The sequence below is a fragment of the Streptomyces puniciscabiei genome, from assembly GCF_006715785.1.
GTDB classification, from domain to species: Bacteria; Actinomycetota; Actinomycetes; order Streptomycetales; family Streptomycetaceae; genus Streptomyces; species Streptomyces puniciscabiei.
On record NZ_VFNX01000001.1, the window covers coordinates 1868757 to 1884081 of the forward strand.

Sequence of the window (15325 nt, forward strand, 5' to 3'; positions counted from 1 at the left end):
CGTCAACTCCTGGGATAGGGCCAGGGGTTGGGCAGGCAGTGGATTCCGTCATGGTCGAGGAACTTGGTCTGCTGCTGCATGACGGGGGCGAGTTCGCCGTTCTTCTGGCACGTCACATGGCCGTGGCCGAGCCGGTGACCGACCTCATGGTTGATCAGCATCTGCCGGTAGGCGTGGATCTTGTCCACGTATGTCTTGCTGCCCTGAGCCCACCTGTATGCATTGATCATCACTCGTTCGGTGGCGGCGGAGTCGCAGGAGACGTTGTCCTCCGTGGTGTCGAGCCCGGACTTGGCGCACCACTGGGCGGTCGTACCGGGGCTCGCCAGCGTGATCACGAAGTCGGGCTTGCCGGAGGAGATCCGCTCGAAGGTACGGGCACCGCCGTGGGCCCAGCTGCGGTCGTCGTTCAGGGTCTTCTGCACGGCCTCGGCGAACAGCTCGCCGTCCAGGCCGAGCCCCTGCTCGACGTCCACCCGGTAGGTGTACTTCTGGCCGGTGCCGGGTGCCTTGGCGAAACCGGGCACGACGTCGAACTTCCCCGACCCCTTGAACGTGGAGCTCAGCGGGTACTTCCGGTCCATCTTCTGCTCGTACGACAGCGTGACCGTGCCGGGCGAGGCGGACGGGGTCTGCCCGCCGGGGGTGCGCGCGTCCCGGGCCTGGTCGGTGGCGGAGCCCGAGTGTCCGCCGTCGTGCTGCGATGCGGTCACCTGGCCGGCGACGACCACCGCGAGCACGGTGGTGACGGCGGCCGCCGCGATCCCGGTGAAGGCCCGCCCCTTGCCGCCGAAGCGCTGCGCGGGCAGACCGGCGGAGCGCGGCCCGGGCGGACCGGCCGGGGGCGCGTCGCCGGCGTCCACCTCCGGCGCGTCCGCCTCCGGCGCGTCGGCCGGGTGTTCCTCGGCGGGGTGGGGCGTTCCCGGGCGGGGCGCGAAGACGTCGATGTCGTCGTCGAGACCGACGCCGCCGGCCCGCCCGTCGGCGAAGGCGTCGAGGTACTCCTGCCGGGGCCCGGAACCGGCCCTGGGCCCGGCCGGCCGCTGCCGCGGAAGCACCGCCCCCGGACCGGCCGCCCCCGCGAACTCCCCCCAACCCCCGCCGGCTTCCCGCTGCTCGGGATGCCCACCACGAGCAGAAGCGCCGTCATGGAAACGGGGGGTACCGTGCGCGGGCGTGCCGTCCGGAAGCCGCGGCGCACCGTGCCCGGGAGTGCCATCGGGAAGCCGCGGGAAACCACGGGCGGGCGTGCCGTCGGGCAGACGCGGCACACCACGCGCCGGGGTTCCCTCGCCGAAACGCGGAACACCCTGGGCCGGCGTGCCACCAGGAAAGCTCGGTACACCATGCGCGGGCGTGCCATCAGGCAGACGCGGCACCCCCCGCACGGGCGTGCCCTCGGGAAGCCTGGGAAAACCATGTGCCGGCGTGCCGTCGGGCAGACGGGGCACGCCGCGCGCGGGGGTGCCGTCCGCGAAACGCGGCGCACCAGGCGCGGGGGTACCGTCCATGACACGCGGCGCGCCCGGCGCGGGGGTGCCCGAAGGGAACGTCGGCGGTCGGTGCGAGCCGCGCGGCGGGGCCCCGGCGGTACCGGCGCCGGTACCGGTCCCGTTCGTCGACGCCTGTCGTTGCCCGGGCAGCAGCGGCTGCTCGTCCCGGGCACCGCGCGTCCGCCTGGTGGCGGCTATGTCCGCGGAGTCGGCCTTGGCGGCCGGGCCGCGGCGGCTGTGGCGTCCCACGCAGGCCTCAGCTCCCCGTGCCCGAGTCGGTGCCGGCGTCCTCGGTCTCCGCGAGGAGCTCCCGGAACGCCGTGGCCACCACGTTCGGGTACTCCATCATCGCGACGTGCCCGGCGTCCGGCAGGGACAGCAGGCGCGAGTCGCGGAAGGCGCGGGCGGCCCGGCGGGCCATGCGGAAGCCGACCAGCTGGTCACGGCCGCCGTAGATCAGCAGGGTCGGCGCGAGCACGCGCTCGGCCTGGCGCCACAGCCCGTGCTGTCCACCGAGCGTGTAGGCGTTGACGATCCCGCGCGCGGAGCGGGCCATCGCGTCCCAGAAGTACGGCAGCTGCAGCCGCCGTTCCAGCTCCTCCACGGCGTGCTGGAACGCCTCGGGCGACACCCGCCCCGGGTCGCCGTAGCAGAGCGCCAGGACACCGCGCACCCGCTGCTCGGCCGTCCACTGCTTGGTGAACCGGGTGAACAGGGCGGCGACACCGGGCACGCCGAGCAGCGCGGTCGGCGCCGCGGTGCGCTGGATGCGCAGCTCCGGCAGGGCCGGCGACACGAGCGTGAGCGTACGGACCAGGTCGGGGCGTACGGCGGCCACGCGCGTGGTGACCGCCCCGCCGAGCGAGTTGCCGAACAGGTGGACCGGGCCGCGGCCGGCCGCGTCGAGATAGCGGATCACCGCGCGCGCGTGCCCGGTGACGGAGTAGTTCCCGTCGTCCGGGGGCGGGGAGTCGCCGAAGCCCGGCAGGTCGACCGCCTCACTGTCCACGACGCCGTCCAGCTCGGCCATCAGCGACGACCAGTTCTGCGAGGAACCGCCGAGCCCGTGGACGTACAGCGCGGGCGGCAGGCCCTCGCGCGCGGGGCGGCGGGAGCGGACCGACAGGGTGACTCCGGGCAGTCCCACGGACCGCAGCCGCTCGCCCTCGCCGACCCGGACGGGCGCCACTCTCGGAAGCACACTGGCGGCCGGCACGGACGGCGACTCGGTCGAAGACATGCGGCAATGTTACGAGGTGATCACGTCGGGGTTCATGTGTTCGCCGTCACAGAGTGGGCCGCGAGTGACGGGTGAACCGGAACCGGACCGGCCCGCTACGAACGGGCGCGACGGCATGGCGTCCGGATCTGCTGTCTCCTAGGCTCGTAGAAAGGGCACCCGTATGTGGCCCCCTGCTGTTTCCAGGGACGTTCGTAGGAAGGGAGCCCACCATGGCCTATGACCCCATCGAGCCCGACACGATCGAGGACCTGGAGGCCGAAACGGCCGAGGAGATCGACGTCGAAGCCCCCGAGGTGGACGCCGCCGAGCAGCACCACGACATCGCGCCGGACCGCGACGACCCCCTGACGGGCAAGGATCCGGACGGCGCGAACGAGGCCGATCTGGTCGAACAGGCGCGTGTCGTCTCGCTCGACGAGGACGACTACCGCTGACCTCCCCGGACTCCCGCGACCGCACGAGGAGCCCACTGCGGCTTCCGCCGCCGTCCGGTACGTGAAATTCTGCGCTCGCAGCGCGCACACCACGGTTACCGAAAAGTACGATGGCCGCGCGGCCGACACCGCGAAATGGACGACTTTGGGAGGCGGCGTGACAGCCATCGAGCAAACTGAGGCGGCACGCCCGCGTGGCACCCGTCTGCCGCGCCGAGCTCGACGGAACCAGCTGCTGGGCGCCGCCCAGGAGGTCTTCGTCGCGCAGGGGTACCACGCGGCGGCGATGGACGACATCGCCGAGCGGGCCGGCGTGAGCAAGCCGGTGCTCTACCAGCACTTTCCCGGCAAGCTCGACCTCTACCTCGCCCTGCTGGACCAGCACTGCGAGTCGCTGATCCAGGCGGTGCGGGGCGCACTCGCCTCGACGACCGACAACAAGCAGCGCGTCCGCGCCACCATGGACGCCTATTTCGCCTACGTCGAGGACGACGGCGGCGCCTTCCGGCTGGTCTTCGAGTCGGACCTGACGAACGAGCCCGCGGTGCGCGAGCGCGTCGACAAGGTCACCAACGACTGCGCCGAGGCGATCTGCGACGTCATCGCGGAGGACACGGGCCTGTCGCGCGCGGAGTCGATGCTGCTCGCCTCCGGTCTCGGCGGTCTCGCCCAGGTGGTGGCCCGCTCCTGGCTGCACAGCGACCGCAGCGTGCCGCGCGACCAGGCGGTGCAGCTGCTCACCTCACTGGCCTGGCGGGGCATCGCGGGCTTCCCGCTGCACGGCAGCGAACACCACTGACGGCCGTTTGTTCCCGTCCGCTGTTCGCTGACGGCGTTCCGGCCCGGAGCGTGCAGGTCCCCTTACCGGACTAATGTGTGCTGGGTACGGCGCGGAAGATCGCGCACATCACTGACCGTCGGAGGGACATAGCCGTGGAGGTCAAGATCGGCGTGCAGCACGCGCCCCGCGAGATCGTTCTGGAGAGCGGTCAGAGCGTCGAGGAGGTCGAGCGCGTGGTGGCCGAGGCGCTGGCCGGGAAGACGGGGCTGCTGAGCCTTCAGGATGAGAAGGGCCGCAAGGTTCTGGTCCCGACCGACCGCCTCGCGTACGTGGACATCGGCGAGCCGACCGTGCGCAAGGTGGGCTTCGGCGCGCTGTAGGCGGACGTCATGCACAAGGGCCCGGCGGCCGCGAGCCGCCGGGCCCTTCCGTATGAGCGATGCACACGGCCGGCCCACAGCTCCTCCACAGCGGAGGATTGCACTCCGCAGGTCACGGGTATGACGGGCTACGACCGTCAAGGCAGACGTGCCGTGGGAGGGACCCGCTGATGATCCTGGAAGCGCTCGGCTCCGCTGTGCTCGGTCTCGTCCTCGCCTGCGCGGCGGCGTACCGCCTGTCCCACCGTCTGCCGTCCCGCCCGCTGGTCCTGTCCACGGGCATCGCCGGCGCCCTCTTCGGCGACTTCGTCACCCACACCGCCCTCGGCCCCGGCGCCGCCTGGCTGAGCCTCCTGGGCGCCGCGATCATCTCGGCGGCGTCCCTGTCCCTGCTCCTGCGCCCCGCAGGCAGGTTGCGCCGATCAGCGACGGCGTAGCAACGGCGCCTTTGCAGCGGGCGCAGGGGGCAGCGCCCCGAAGGGCGCGGGGAACTGCGCGAGCAACCACAACGCGCCCGCGGCCGCGCAACTCACCGCACCCACCCCACAGAGCGCACCCGGCTCTCAGGCCGCGAGGCCCAGCGCGGCCATCCGCTTGGTGTGCGCCTCGGTGATCCGCGAGAACATCTTCCCGACCTCCGCGAGATCGAACCCGTCGGCAACCCCGCCCACGAGCATCGTCGACAGCGCGTCCCGGTCGGCGACCACCCGCTGCGACTGCGACAGCGCCTCCCCCATCAGCCGCCGCGCCCACAGCGCCAGCCGGCCGCCCACGCGCGGGTCGGCGTCGATCGCGGCCCGCACCTTCTCCACCGCGAACCCGGCGTGCCCGGTGTCGTCGAGGACGGCCAGGACGAGCTCGCGGGTGTCGGAGTCGAGGCGGGCCGCGACCTCCCGGTAGAAGTCGCTCGCGATCGAGTCGCCGACGTACGCCTTGACCAGGCCCTCCAGCCAGTCCGAGGGCGCGGTCTGCTTGTGGAAGCCGTCGAGCGCGGCGACGAACGGGTCCATGGCCGCCGTCGGCTCCTCGCCGATCTCGGTCAGCCGGTCCCGCAGCCGCTCGAAGTGGTGGAACTCGGCCGAGGCCATCTTCGCCAGCTCCGCCTTGTCCGCGAGGGTCGGCGCCAGCTTCGCGTCCTCGGCGAGCCGCTCGAACGCCGCCAGCTCCCCGTACGCGAGCGCGCCGAGCAGGTCCACGACGGCGGCGCGGTACTGCGGGTCGGCGGAGGCCTGCGCCCAGTCCTGGGCGGCGACACCGGTGGGTTCGGCGGAGGCGGCGGACGCGTTCTCGGGCTTGTCAGAGCTAGTCATGAGGCGCACAATAGCCCGCTTGCGTGGCGCCGGAGGGGTCCTGTCGATCAGTGTGACGACCATGACGTGACGAAATCGGCCATCGCATGTGCGCGAATCCGGGGTATGGTGGTAATGCGCCTGCCAGAGTGCGTCGACGGTGTTCGACGTCTCCGAACAGGCCGCACGCATGAGGATGCCCGGTCGGTGGCCCGATCGGCTCCGACCCGACAGCCCTCCGTGGCCGTACGGCGAAGTACGTACGACGACCGGAGGGACACCCTCAGCGGTACGAGCGCTAGAGCGTCGGCAGAGGTCCCGTGCCTTACGGCTTGCCCGAGTGGTTCGCCCGTACGGCAGCCGACGTCCCCGGCACGGTCGCACACGACCCCCGCGCTCGCCTCGCGCCGCGCACACAGAAGAGGCATGATCCTGACTACGACGTTTCGAGACCTTGGGATTCTCCCCGAGACCGCCGAGGCCCTGGAGGCCGTCGGCATCACCACTCCCTTCCCCATCCAGGAGATGACGCTCCCCGTCGCACTTTCCGGCACGGACGTCATCGGCCAGGCCAAGACCGGCACCGGCAAGACGCTGGGCTTCGGTCTTCCGCTCCTCGAGCGCGTCACCGTCCCTGCCGACGTCGAGGCCGGACGCGCCGCCCCCGAGGCCCTCACCGACGCCCCGCAGGCCCTCGTCGTCGTCCCCACGCGCGAGCTGTGCACCCAGGTCACCAACGACCTGCTGACGGCGGGCAAGGTCCGTAACGTACGCGTGGTCGCGATCTACGGCGGCCGGGCCTACGAGCCCCAGGTGGAGGCCCTCAAGAAGGGCGTCGACGTGGTCGTCGGCACCCCGGGCCGGCTGCTGGACCTCGCGGGCCAGAAGAAGCTGAACCTCAAGCACGTCAAGAGCCTGGTCCTCGACGAAGCCGACGAGATGCTCGACCTGGGCTTCCTGCCCGACGTCGAGAAGATCATCGACATGCTGCCGGTCAAGCGCCAGACCATGCTGTTCTCGGCGACCATGCCGGGCGCGGTCATCGGCCTCGCGCGCCGGTACATGTCCCGTCCCACGCACATCCGCGCCACCGCGCCGGACGACGAGGGCGCGACGGTCGCGAACATCAAGCAGTTCGTCTACCGCGCGCACAACATGGACAAGCCGGAGATGGTCGCCCGCATCCTCCAGGCCGAGGGCCGCGGACTGGCGATGATCTTCTGCCGTACGAAGCGTACGGCCGCCGACATCGCCGAGCAGCTCCAGCGCCGCGGCTTCGCCTCCGGCGCGGTCCACGGCGACCTCGGGCAGGGCGCCCGCGAGCAGGCGCTGCGCGCCTTCCGCAACGGCAAGGTGGACGTCCTGGTCTGCACCGACGTCGCCGCGCGCGGCATCGACGTCGAGGGCGTGACCCACGTCATCAACTACCAGTCCCCCGAGGACGAGAAGACCTACCTGCACCGGGTCGGCCGTACGGGCCGCGCGGGCGCCAAGGGTACGGCGATCACGTTCGTCGACTGGGACGACATCCCGCGCTGGCAGCTGATCAACAAGGCGCTGGAGCTGGACTTCAACGACCCGGTGGAGACGTACTCCTCGTCCCCGCACCTGTTCTCCGACCTCGGCATCCCCGAGGGCACCAAGGGCACCCTGCCGCGCTCGGAGCGGACCCGTGCCGGTCTGGACGCGGAGGAGCTGGAGGACCTCGGCGAGACCGGCGGGCGTGGCGCACGCGGCCGCGGCCGTGGTGGCCGGGGCGAGCGTGAGGGGCGTCCCGAGTCCGGCACCGCCGAGCGCGAGCGTACGGCCCGTACGCCGCGCCGTCGCCGCCGCACCCGTGGCGGAGCACCGCTCGACGCCGCCGCGACCACCGCGGTACCGGCCGCCGAGCCGGGCGCCGCGGAGGCCACCGGTGCGGAGGAGGCGGGCGCTCCCCGCGCCCTGCGCCGCCGTCGCCGTACCCGCGGCGGGGCGCCGGCGCAGCCGGTGACGGCCACCGAGGCCGCCGTCGAGTCGGTGGACACGGCGGCGGGCCCGGCCCGGCTGGAGACCCCCGAGGCCCCGGAGAAGCCGCGCCGCCGCACCCGCAGGTCTGCGGAGCCGGCCGCGACCGAGACCACCGCGCCGGCGGCGGAGACGGCCCCTGTGGCCACCGAGCCGCAGGCCGAGGCCGCGCCCGTCGAGGCCCTGGAGCCGAAGCCGCGCCGCCGTACCCGCAAGACGGCCGAGCCCGCCGCCGAGACGGCCGTCGCCACGGCAGAGGGCACGGAAGCCAAGCCCCGCCGCACCCGGAAGACGGCCGCCGCCGTCACCGAGGCGGCACCGGTGGACACGGCGGCGGAGCCCAAGCCGCGCCGCACCCGCAAGAAGGCCGCCGTCGCCCCGGAGACGGCCGAGGCCGCGCCGCAGGCCGAGGCCGCCGTGGACACGGCCGAGGCCACGGAAGCCAAGCCGCGCCGCACCCGCAAGAAGACCGCGGCCACGCCGGAGACGACGCAAGCCCCGGAGTCGGCGGAAGCCCCCGAGGCCAAGCCGCGCCGCACCCGGAAGGCGGCCGCTGCGACCGAGGCCCCGCAGGCCGAGGCCGCCGTGGACACGGCCGAGGGCACGGGGACCAAGCCCCGCCGCACCCGGAAGACGGCCGCCACCGCCCCGGAGGCGACGGAAGCCCCCGAGGCCGAGGCCAAGCCGCGCCGCACGCGCAAGAAGGCCGCCGCCGCCCCGGAGACCACCGAGGCACCCGAGGCCGAGGCCAAGCCGCGCCGCACCCGCAAGACGGCCGCTGCCGTCGTCGAGGCGGACGGGGACGCCGAGGTGGCCGCGCCGAAGGTCCGGCGGACCCGCAAGGCCGTCGCCAAGGCGGTCGCCGCCGAGATTCCGGCGCAGGCCACCGAGGAGCCGGAGGTAAAGCCGCGCCGCCGTACCCGTAAGGCCGCGGCGGCCGTCGAGGCGGCCGAAGGCTGAGCCGGCAGGTCACAGGCGAAACGGCCCGGTCCACCCAGGTGGACCGGGCCGTCGCGTTTTCTTCCCCCGTATCCGCACCGTTCTGCCCGGCCCGATAGCCTCTCCCCATGAGCAGGCCCGCCACCTTCGTCCCGCCTCCCGGTGCCCGTGCGTACGCGCTGCGGACCGCGCGCGGGGAGTTCGCCGTCGTCGACGCTCCCGTGGCCGACGGGGTCGAGCCCCGCGGAGTGGCGCTGTTGCTGCCGGGGTTCACCGGGAGCAAGGAGGACTTCAATCCGCTGCACGTGCCCCTCGCGCGGCGCGGGTACCGGACGGTGGCCGTCGACGGGCGCGGGCAGTACGAGTCGGACGGGCCCGAGACCGATGAATCGGCCTACGCCCAGCAGGAGTTGGCGCGGGACGTGCTGGCACAGACCGAGGCGCTCGGGGAGCCGGTGCATCTGCTGGGGCACTCCTTCGGCGGGCAGGTCTCGCGCGCGGCCGTGCTGCTTGACCACGCACCCTTCCGGTCGCTCACCCTCATGGCCTCCGGCCCCGCGCAGATCTCGCAAACCCAGCAGCAGCGCGTGAAGCTGCTGCGGGACGCGCTCGCGGTGATGACCATGGCCGAGGTGTGGGACGCGATGCGGGCGATGGAGACGCCCGAGGAGACGGAGACGCCCGTGCTCGACGGCGGCCTCGACGACCGCGACGACCTGCGGCGCCGCTGGCTCGGCACCAAGCCCGCCCAACTCGTCGCGGCCGGGCGTCAGTTGTGCGCGGAGCCGGACCGGGTCGCGGAACTGGCCGCGCTGCCGCTGCCGTTCCACGTCCTGTCCGGCGCCCGGGACGACACCTGGCCGCTGCCCCTGCTGGACGCCATGGCGGTACGGCTGAACGCCCGGCGCACGGTGATCGATGACGCCGAGCACTCCCCCAACACCGACCAGCCCCTCGCCACGGCCCGCGCGCTCGCCGACTTCTGGGACACCGCGGCCGAGCGGGGCTAGTACTGCGTCTGCAGGTGCTCCCAGAAGCCGTCCCTCAGGGCGCGGCGCAGGTCTGCCTGGCCGCGCAGGGAGTACTGGAGCAGGCCCTCGGCCTCGACCAGCAGGTCCTGGTCGACGGAGCCGGGGAGGTAGGGGTGGCCGGGGAGCAGCTCGACCAGGGCCTCGCGGCCTCGCGCTGCCAGCCACTTGGCGGCGATCTGGGCGCCGACGAAGCGCACGTCCTCGCGGGTGGGGCGGGTGCCGGCGGTGGCGTCGTAGGCGGCGGCCGTGCGGCGGGAGACGTACGGCTTGAAGAACTCCAGGTCGAGGGTGCGCTGGCTGTCGACCTCCCAGAGCAGCGGCTCGGCCTGGTTGCGGCCCTCGGGCGCCTCGATGCCCCACAGGTGGACACGGGCGCCGTAGCCCTGGGCCGCCTCGACCGCCGACACCAGGTCCTCGTCGCCGCCGAGCAGGGCCGCGTCGCTGATCGCGCGGTGCCTCGCCAGTGATTCGAGGTCGCTGCGGATCAGGGAATCGACGCCCTTCTGCTGGTTGTTGGCGTTGAGGTTGCCGAGGCGGACCTTGACGTCGGGGAGTTCGGCGATGGACTGCTGCTCGGCGGTGTGGATGCGGCGGCGGGCGCCGTCGTACCAGTACACACGCAGCAGGCGGCTGTCCGCGAAGACCTGGCGTGCCCGGTCGATGAGGGCTTCGATCAGGCCCTCGGCGTCGAGGTCGAAGGCCCGGCGGTCCTCGGTCCCGGCGACCAGCCGGCCCGCGGCCGCGTACAGATAGCCCGCGTCGACGAAGATCGCGTGGGTGGAGGGCGTCTTCGCCACCTCGGCGAGCATGCGTTTCAGCAGCTCGTTCGTGCGGTCGATGCGGTCGCCCAGGGCCGCCAGGTCGTCGTTCATCGCCTCCATTGTCCCGGTGGTCACGCTGCGAACACAACCGGTCCCGATCGGTTCGGCGGCCGATACTTACCGACCGGTAATTAGTCGTTCGAAAAATTTCTTTAGCGTAGGGAATGTTTGTAACAAGAAGCGCGTTGACTCCGTACGACAGCGGATACACCGCATGTCACCACGAGTAGTTCTCCTCAGGAGGATGACCAGACGAAGGGAGAAGCCTGTGCGCTTCGAGATCATGCGACTCGACGAGGTCGACGGCACCACCGTGGACAGCACCGTCGTGGACGCCGCCTCCGTCAACCGGATCGTTCAGCAGGCCGCCGCCATCGGGCAGCGTCTGTGGATCCGCCCGGCCGAGACCCAGGCCTCGTAACGCTCACGCGCGGAGCGCCACTCAAGCTTTCCGGGGGAGCCGAGCCGACGAGGGCTCAGCTCCCCCGGATCACCTGAGTGACGCCGTTGATGATCTGCTGCACGGCGATCGCGGAGAGCATCATGCCGGCGAGCCGCGTCACCAGCACGACGCCGCCGTCCTTGATGACCCGGATGATCAGCAGCGAGTAACGCATCACCAGCCACAGCACGACATGGATGGCGAGGATCGCGGACCACACCGAGACCTGTGTGGCCACGCTGCCGGCCCGCTGCACGGCCAGGATCACGGACACGATCGCACCGGGTCCGGCCAGCAGCGGCATGCCCAGCGGTACGAGCGCGACGTTCACGTCCTTCGTCTGCTTCGGCTCGTCGGTCTTGCCGGTGAGCAGGTCCAGCGCGATCAGCAGAAGCAGCAGGCCACCCGCGATCATCAGCGCGGGGACGGAGACGTGCAGGTAGTCGAGGATCTGGTGGCCCAGGACACCGAAGGTGGCGATGACCCCGCCCGCCACGCACACGGCCTGGAAGGCCATGCGCCTTTGCACCTTGGCCGGACGGCCGGCGGTCAGGGCGAGGAAGATCGGGGTGATCCCGGGGGGATCCATGATGACAAAAAGGGTCAGGAACAGAGAGCCGAAGACGGCGATGTCGAACATGGGGGAAGTACTGGCCTTGCTGGAAAAAGGGTGAACTGGGGGCGCGGAAGGGCCGCTGACGGCCTCAGGCCCCGCCGGTGCCCGGCACCGGGAACGCGCCGGTCGCCCGCCGCGTGATCTCTCCGTACACCTCGGGGTCGGTCGTGTACGCGCCCAGCGCCACGGTCTTGCGGCTGCCGTGGTAGTCCGAGGAGCCCGTGACCAGCAGATCCAGGTCCTTCGCCAGGCCCCGCAGCCGGTCGCGCGCGTCGGCGTCGTGGTCCATGTGATCGACCTCGATGCCGTCCAGACCGGCCTCGGCCATCTCGGCGATACGGAACTCCGGCACCGTCCGGCCACGCTTGGCGGCGGCCGGGTGCGCGAACACACAGACCCCGCCCGCGTTCTTGACCAGCCGGATCGCCTCGAAGGGGTCCGTCTCGTGCTTCTCCACGAACGCCCGCCCGCCGTCGGCCAGCCACTCCTCGGTGAACGCGTCGCTCACCGTCGGTACGACGCCCAGCTCGACCAGCGCCGTCGCCACGTGCGGGCGCCCCACGGAACCGCCGGCCGCGATCCGCTCGACCTGCTCCCAGGTGACCGGCACACCCAGCGCGTCGAGCTTGGCGACCATGCCCTTGGCCCGGGGCACCCGGTCGTCGCGCACCAGCTCCCGCTCGGCGAGCAGGGCGGGCTCCTCGGGGTCGAACAGGTAGGCCAGCATGTGCATCGAGATGCCGTCGATCCGGCAGGACAGCTCCGCCCCGGTGACCAGCGTGAGCCCCTCGGGCAGCGCGGCGATCGCCTCGGCGTACCCACGGGTGGTGTCGTGATCGGTCAGCGCGACGACGTCCAGCCCGGCAGCAGCGGCATTGCGCACCAGCTCGGCCGGGGTGTCCGTACCGTCGGAAGCCGTGGAGTGACAGTGCAGATCGATACGCACGCAGACTCCAGACAGGGGACGGTCACGGAAGGGGACACCTAAGGATAGCGGGGTTTTGACCCCCGACTGTCACACCTGAAACCGCCCGGCGCCCTTTACTGCGGCTGACGCAGGGGCGCGAGGAACTGCGCGACCAGCCCCCACGCACCCGCACCCGCACCCGCACCCGCACCCGCCAACGAAACGGAACCCGGCACCCCAGTGGGCGCTACGGCCGAAGCAAGCGCGGCGAAAGCGCTCCGCAGGGCACCAGATCCAGCTCCGCCCCCGCGTCCCGCAGATCCGTCAGCACCAGCTCGTCGTACATGAGCAGACCCGCCTGCTCGGGCCAGATCACCGCCCACAGCCACATGCCGAGGGCCTCACCGGCGAAGACGGCGCGGTCGTCGGGGGTGCGGTAGACGTGCCAGAGCGGGGTCGGGCGGCCGCCGGCCAGCACCTTGGCCTGGGGCGGCTTCTCGACGTTCATGTACGACCCCGGGTCCGGGCCGTCGATGCCCGCGTACCGCGCGCCGAGGCCGACGCCGAGTTCCTCGGCCACCAGGATGAGTTCACCCGGGCCGCCCAGCGGGCCGGGGCCGGAGCAGGCGACGGCGGTCGCGCGGCCACCGCTGCGGTCGTCGCCCGCGTAGGCCACCCCCGTGAAGAGCCAGCCGACCGGCAGCGGCCAGGGCATCCACAACGGGACGTGCGTGCGGTGCACGACGGCGGCGAGGGCTTCGACACTGGGCGGGATCACGGGCTGCAGCGGATACACCGTGCCGTGCACATCGCACTGCCACGCATCGGCGAAGAGACCGGGCGCCCTGACCCGGCCACCGCACCTCGGGCAACTGGGTTCGCCCCTCATAGGGCTCCACGGTCCTACCCCTGCCCGCCCACGTCAAGGACGATCACCCGTCCGGCAGACTCAATGTAATATACAATAATTAGGCGAACTAACTTGTGATGTGAGTGGGGAGTACAGATGGACTTGCTGCGACAGCCCAAGGCGGTCTGGGCCACGGCCGGCGCCTCCGTCGTCGCCTTCATGGGCATCGGCCTGGTCGACCCGATCCTTCCGTCGATCGCGCAGGGCCTGCACGCCACCGCCGGGCAGGTGTCCCTGCTCTTCACCTCGTACTTCCTGATCACCGCGGTAGCGATGCTGCTGACCGGCTTCGTCTCCAGCCGCATCGGCGGCCGCAGGACCCTGCTGCTCGGCCTCGCCTTCGTGGTCGTCTTCGCGGGCCTGGCCGGCACATCGGGCTCGGTCGCCGAGCTCGTCGGCTTCCGGGCGGGCTGGGGCCTCGGCAACGCGCTCTTCGTCTCCACCGCGCTCGCGGTGATCGTCGGCGCGGCGGCCGGGGGCAGCGCGGCGGCGATCCTGCTGTACGAGTCCGCGCTCGGCCTCGGCATGGCCTGCGGCCCGCTGCTCGGCGCCATCCTCGGCAACATGAGCTGGCGCTACCCGTTCTTCGGCACGGCCACGCTGATGGCGATCGGCTTCCTGTGCATCACGGCGTTCCTGAAGGAGCAGCCGAAGCCGGCCCGCAGGACCTCGGTCCTGGACCCGATCCGGGCGCTCGGCCACGGCGGTCTCGCCTCGGCCGCGGTCTCCGCGTTCTTCTACAACTACACGTTCTTCACCGTGCTGGCCTTCACGCCGTTCGTGCTGGACATGACCCCGTACCGGTCCGGCGCGGTGTTCTTCGCCTGGGGTGTGCTGCTGGCGGTCTTCTCCGTGATCGTGGCGCCGCGCATGCAGAAGCGGTTCGGCTCGCTGAAGGTGCTCGGCGGCTCGCTGGTGCTGCTCGCCGCGGACGTCCTGGTCCTCGGTTACGGCGACCACACCACCGCGATCGTCTGCACGATCCTGTCCGGCGCGCTCATCGGCGTGAACAACACCGTCTACACCGAACTGGCCCTCGGGGTGTCGGACGCCCCGCGCCCGGTGGCGAGCGCGGGCTACAACTTCGTCCGCTGGTTCGCGGCCGCCGCCGCGCCCTACTTCGCGCCCAAGATCGAGGAGTGGAGTGACATCCACCTCCCGTTCGTGGTGGCGGCGGTCACCTCGCTGCTCGGCGCGGCCGTGGTGGTCGTACGCCGCAAGGCCCTCGCCCACGAGCCCGAGGGGCCGGCGCCGGAGCACGCCGCCGAGGACGGCGTCTCCGTCTTCGCCAACTGACCGGATCCTGGCCCGCGTTGGTGAGATCGGTCACGTGCCGGTCAGTCGAGCGGGACGGACCTGCGGGCGGGGTCCCTCAGGTCCGTCCCGTTCGCGAGCCAGCGCTCCTGGAGGGCCTGGGCGCCGTGCACCCGCTTCCAGGCGGCCTCGTTCGGGGTCATCGGCAGCAGCGGCAGGAACCGCACGGGCTCCATGGGGTCGTCCAGCTCCAGGTCCTCGACCAGGCCGCCGGGCTCGCCCACCAGCACCGAGGTGAAGGGGGCGCCGGGCCACAGCGGGTCGCCCACGTCCAGGGAGGCGCCCGGGGTCACGATCAGACCCTCCACCTGCGGGGACGCGGCCAGCACGGCGAGCGGCCGGAGCACCTTGTCGGTGTCGGCGAGGCCCGCGCGGACGGAGAGGACCAGCTCGGCGCGGGGGCCCTTGACCGGGTCGGCGAGCATCGCGGCGGGGTCGGTCATCGGGTGCGCGGACATGCCGAGGGTGGCGTACCGCAGGACGTCCCCCTCCTGGAACCGGAGCACCTCGATGCGGTCCGTGCCGAGGAAGGTGACGGCGGCGCGCGCGTCCGGCTCGCCCAGGGCGGTGGTCAACCGTGCCTCGACCAGAGGAAGAACATCAACCATGCGGCGAGCATAGAACTCGTCAGTAGCGGGCAAAGCGGCGACTTGACACTTCGGGCGGCTGCTACGCTGAGCCGGTGGTTCGGGACAGCACGCACAAGCGTCGCGATCGAGTC

General features: G+C 72.1%; 16 protein-coding genes. 8 read left to right on the forward strand and 8 right to left on the reverse strand.

What is annotated here, in order from left to right; genetic code table 11:
* Positions 1-2 precede the first annotated feature (2 nt).
* Both FB563_RS08345 and FB563_RS08350 read right to left on the reverse strand, forming a co-directional pair.
* The gene (locus tag FB563_RS08345) at positions 3-1511 is read right to left on the reverse strand and encodes a DUF3152 domain-containing protein (RefSeq protein WP_142219049.1); all 1509 of its coding nucleotides are present in this window, start codon (positions 1509-1511) and stop codon (positions 3-5) included.
* A gap of 238 nt (positions 1512-1749) precedes the next feature.
* Positions 1750-2733, reverse strand: a complete 984-nt coding sequence (locus FB563_RS08350; protein WP_055706873.1) for an alpha/beta fold hydrolase — start codon at positions 2731-2733, stop codon at positions 1750-1752.
* 212 nt (positions 2734-2945) lie between these two features.
* Between FB563_RS08350 and FB563_RS08355 the strand changes: the two genes are divergently transcribed.
* From FB563_RS08355 to FB563_RS08370, 4 genes are all read left to right on the forward strand, one after another.
* Entirely contained in the window at positions 2946-3170 is a 225-nt protein-coding gene (locus FB563_RS08355; RefSeq protein ID WP_055706874.1) for a hypothetical protein, read from the forward strand.
* A gap of 157 nt (positions 3171-3327) precedes the next feature.
* A complete protein-coding gene (locus FB563_RS08360; protein WP_055706875.1) occupies positions 3328-3969 on the forward strand; it encodes a TetR/AcrR family transcriptional regulator in 642 nt (213 codons plus the stop codon).
* A 134-nt stretch (positions 3970-4103) separates the two neighbouring features.
* Positions 4104-4331, forward strand: coding sequence for a DUF3107 domain-containing protein (locus tag FB563_RS08365; protein WP_055706876.1), 228 nt, complete (start codon positions 4104-4106; stop codon positions 4329-4331).
* 170 nt (positions 4332-4501) lie between these two features.
* Positions 4502-4768 carry a hypothetical protein gene (locus FB563_RS08370; RefSeq protein WP_055706877.1) on the forward strand — a complete coding sequence of 89 codons (267 nt, stop codon included), beginning with the start codon at positions 4502-4504 and terminating at the stop codon, positions 4766-4768.
* A 126-nt stretch (positions 4769-4894) separates the two neighbouring features.
* On the opposite strand, the gene FB563_RS08375 is transcribed toward FB563_RS08370, so the two are convergent.
* A complete protein-coding gene (locus FB563_RS08375; protein WP_199832851.1) occupies positions 4895-5641 on the reverse strand; it encodes a ferritin-like fold-containing protein in 747 nt (248 codons plus the stop codon).
* A 405-nt stretch (positions 5642-6046) separates the two neighbouring features.
* Here FB563_RS08375 and FB563_RS08380 point away from each other — a divergent pair, with 405 nt between their 5' ends.
* Positions 6047-8584: a DEAD/DEAH box helicase gene (locus FB563_RS08380; RefSeq protein WP_079048827.1), complete on the forward strand. Its 2538-nt coding sequence runs from the start codon at positions 6047-6049 to the stop codon at positions 8582-8584.
* 107 nt (positions 8585-8691) lie between these two features.
* Positions 8692-9573 carry an alpha/beta fold hydrolase gene (locus FB563_RS08385; RefSeq protein ID WP_079048828.1) on the forward strand — a complete coding sequence of 294 codons (882 nt, stop codon included), beginning with the start codon at positions 8692-8694 and terminating at the stop codon, positions 9571-9573.
* On the opposite strand, the gene FB563_RS08390 is transcribed toward FB563_RS08385, so the two are convergent.
* Entirely contained in the window at positions 9570-10475 is a 906-nt protein-coding gene (locus tag FB563_RS08390) for an NYN domain-containing protein (protein WP_107100653.1), read from the reverse strand. The two genes, FB563_RS08385 and FB563_RS08390, sit on opposite strands and share 4 nt — an antisense overlap.
* Before the next feature lie 184 nt (positions 10476-10659).
* Between FB563_RS08390 and FB563_RS42820 the strand changes: the two genes are divergently transcribed.
* Positions 10660-10836: a hypothetical protein gene (locus FB563_RS42820; RefSeq protein ID WP_159045531.1), complete on the forward strand. Its 177-nt coding sequence runs from the start codon at positions 10660-10662 to the stop codon at positions 10834-10836.
* Between the two features lie 55 nt (positions 10837-10891).
* Here the strand turns inward: FB563_RS42820 and FB563_RS08395 are convergent, their stop codons facing one another.
* The 3 genes from FB563_RS08395 to FB563_RS08405 form a co-directional block, all read right to left on the reverse strand.
* Positions 10892-11497 carry a MarC family protein gene (locus FB563_RS08395; RefSeq protein WP_055706879.1) on the reverse strand — a complete coding sequence of 202 codons (606 nt, stop codon included), beginning with the start codon at positions 11495-11497 and terminating at the stop codon, positions 10892-10894.
* A 64-nt stretch (positions 11498-11561) separates the two neighbouring features.
* Positions 11562-12419, reverse strand: a complete 858-nt coding sequence (locus FB563_RS08400) for a PHP domain-containing protein (protein WP_055706880.1) — start codon at positions 12417-12419, stop codon at positions 11562-11564.
* Between the two features lie 208 nt (positions 12420-12627).
* Complete coding sequence (locus tag FB563_RS08405; RefSeq protein WP_055706881.1) at positions 12628-13269, reverse strand: DUF6758 family protein; 642 nt, start codon at positions 13267-13269, stop codon at positions 12628-12630.
* A gap of 117 nt (positions 13270-13386) precedes the next feature.
* Here FB563_RS08405 and FB563_RS08410 point away from each other — a divergent pair, with 117 nt between their 5' ends.
* Positions 13387-14586 carry an MFS transporter gene (locus FB563_RS08410; RefSeq protein WP_055706882.1) on the forward strand — a complete coding sequence of 400 codons (1200 nt, stop codon included), beginning with the start codon at positions 13387-13389 and terminating at the stop codon, positions 14584-14586.
* A 41-nt stretch (positions 14587-14627) separates the two neighbouring features.
* Here FB563_RS08410 and FB563_RS08415 read toward each other — a convergent pair whose 3' ends face one another.
* Positions 14628-15212, reverse strand: coding sequence for a suppressor of fused domain protein (locus FB563_RS08415; RefSeq protein WP_055706883.1), 585 nt, complete (start codon positions 15210-15212; stop codon positions 14628-14630).
* Positions 15213-15325: the final 113 nt, after the last annotated feature.

Bases quoted from the DNA above. Each gene is read 5' to 3' on its own strand.
- FB563_RS08345 (WP_142219049.1), bottom strand. From the start codon at position 1,511: ATGGACGGTACCCCCGCGCCTGGTGCGCCGCGTTTCGCGGACGGCACC.
- FB563_RS08350 (WP_055706873.1), bottom strand. From the start codon at position 2,733: ATGTCTTCGACCGAGTCGCCGTCCGTGCCGGCCGCCAGTGTGCTTCCG.
- FB563_RS08355 (WP_055706874.1), top strand. From the start codon at position 2,946: ATGGCCTATGACCCCATCGAGCCCGACACGATCGAGGACCTGGAGGCC.
- FB563_RS08370 (WP_055706877.1), top strand. From the start codon at position 4,502: ATGATCCTGGAAGCGCTCGGCTCCGCTGTGCTCGGTCTCGTCCTCGCC.
- FB563_RS08375 (WP_199832851.1), bottom strand. From the start codon at position 5,641: ATGACTAGCTCTGACAAGCCCGAGAACGCGTCCGCCGCCTCCGCCGAA.
- FB563_RS08380 (WP_079048827.1), top strand. From the start codon at position 6,047: ATGATCCTGACTACGACGTTTCGAGACCTTGGGATTCTCCCCGAGACC.
- FB563_RS08385 (WP_079048828.1), top strand. From the start codon at position 8,692: ATGAGCAGGCCCGCCACCTTCGTCCCGCCTCCCGGTGCCCGTGCGTAC.
- FB563_RS08390 (WP_107100653.1), bottom strand. From the start codon at position 10,475: ATGGAGGCGATGAACGACGACCTGGCGGCCCTGGGCGACCGCATCGAC.
- FB563_RS42820 (WP_159045531.1), top strand. From the start codon at position 10,660: ATGACCAGACGAAGGGAGAAGCCTGTGCGCTTCGAGATCATGCGACTC.
- FB563_RS08395 (WP_055706879.1), bottom strand. From the start codon at position 11,497: ATGTTCGACATCGCCGTCTTCGGCTCTCTGTTCCTGACCCTTTTTGTC.
- FB563_RS08405 (WP_055706881.1), bottom strand. From the start codon at position 13,269: ATGAGGGGCGAACCCAGTTGCCCGAGGTGCGGTGGCCGGGTCAGGGCG.
- FB563_RS08410 (WP_055706882.1), top strand. From the start codon at position 13,387: ATGGACTTGCTGCGACAGCCCAAGGCGGTCTGGGCCACGGCCGGCGCC.
- FB563_RS08415 (WP_055706883.1), bottom strand. From the start codon at position 15,212: ATGGTTGATGTTCTTCCTCTGGTCGAGGCACGGTTGACCACCGCCCTG.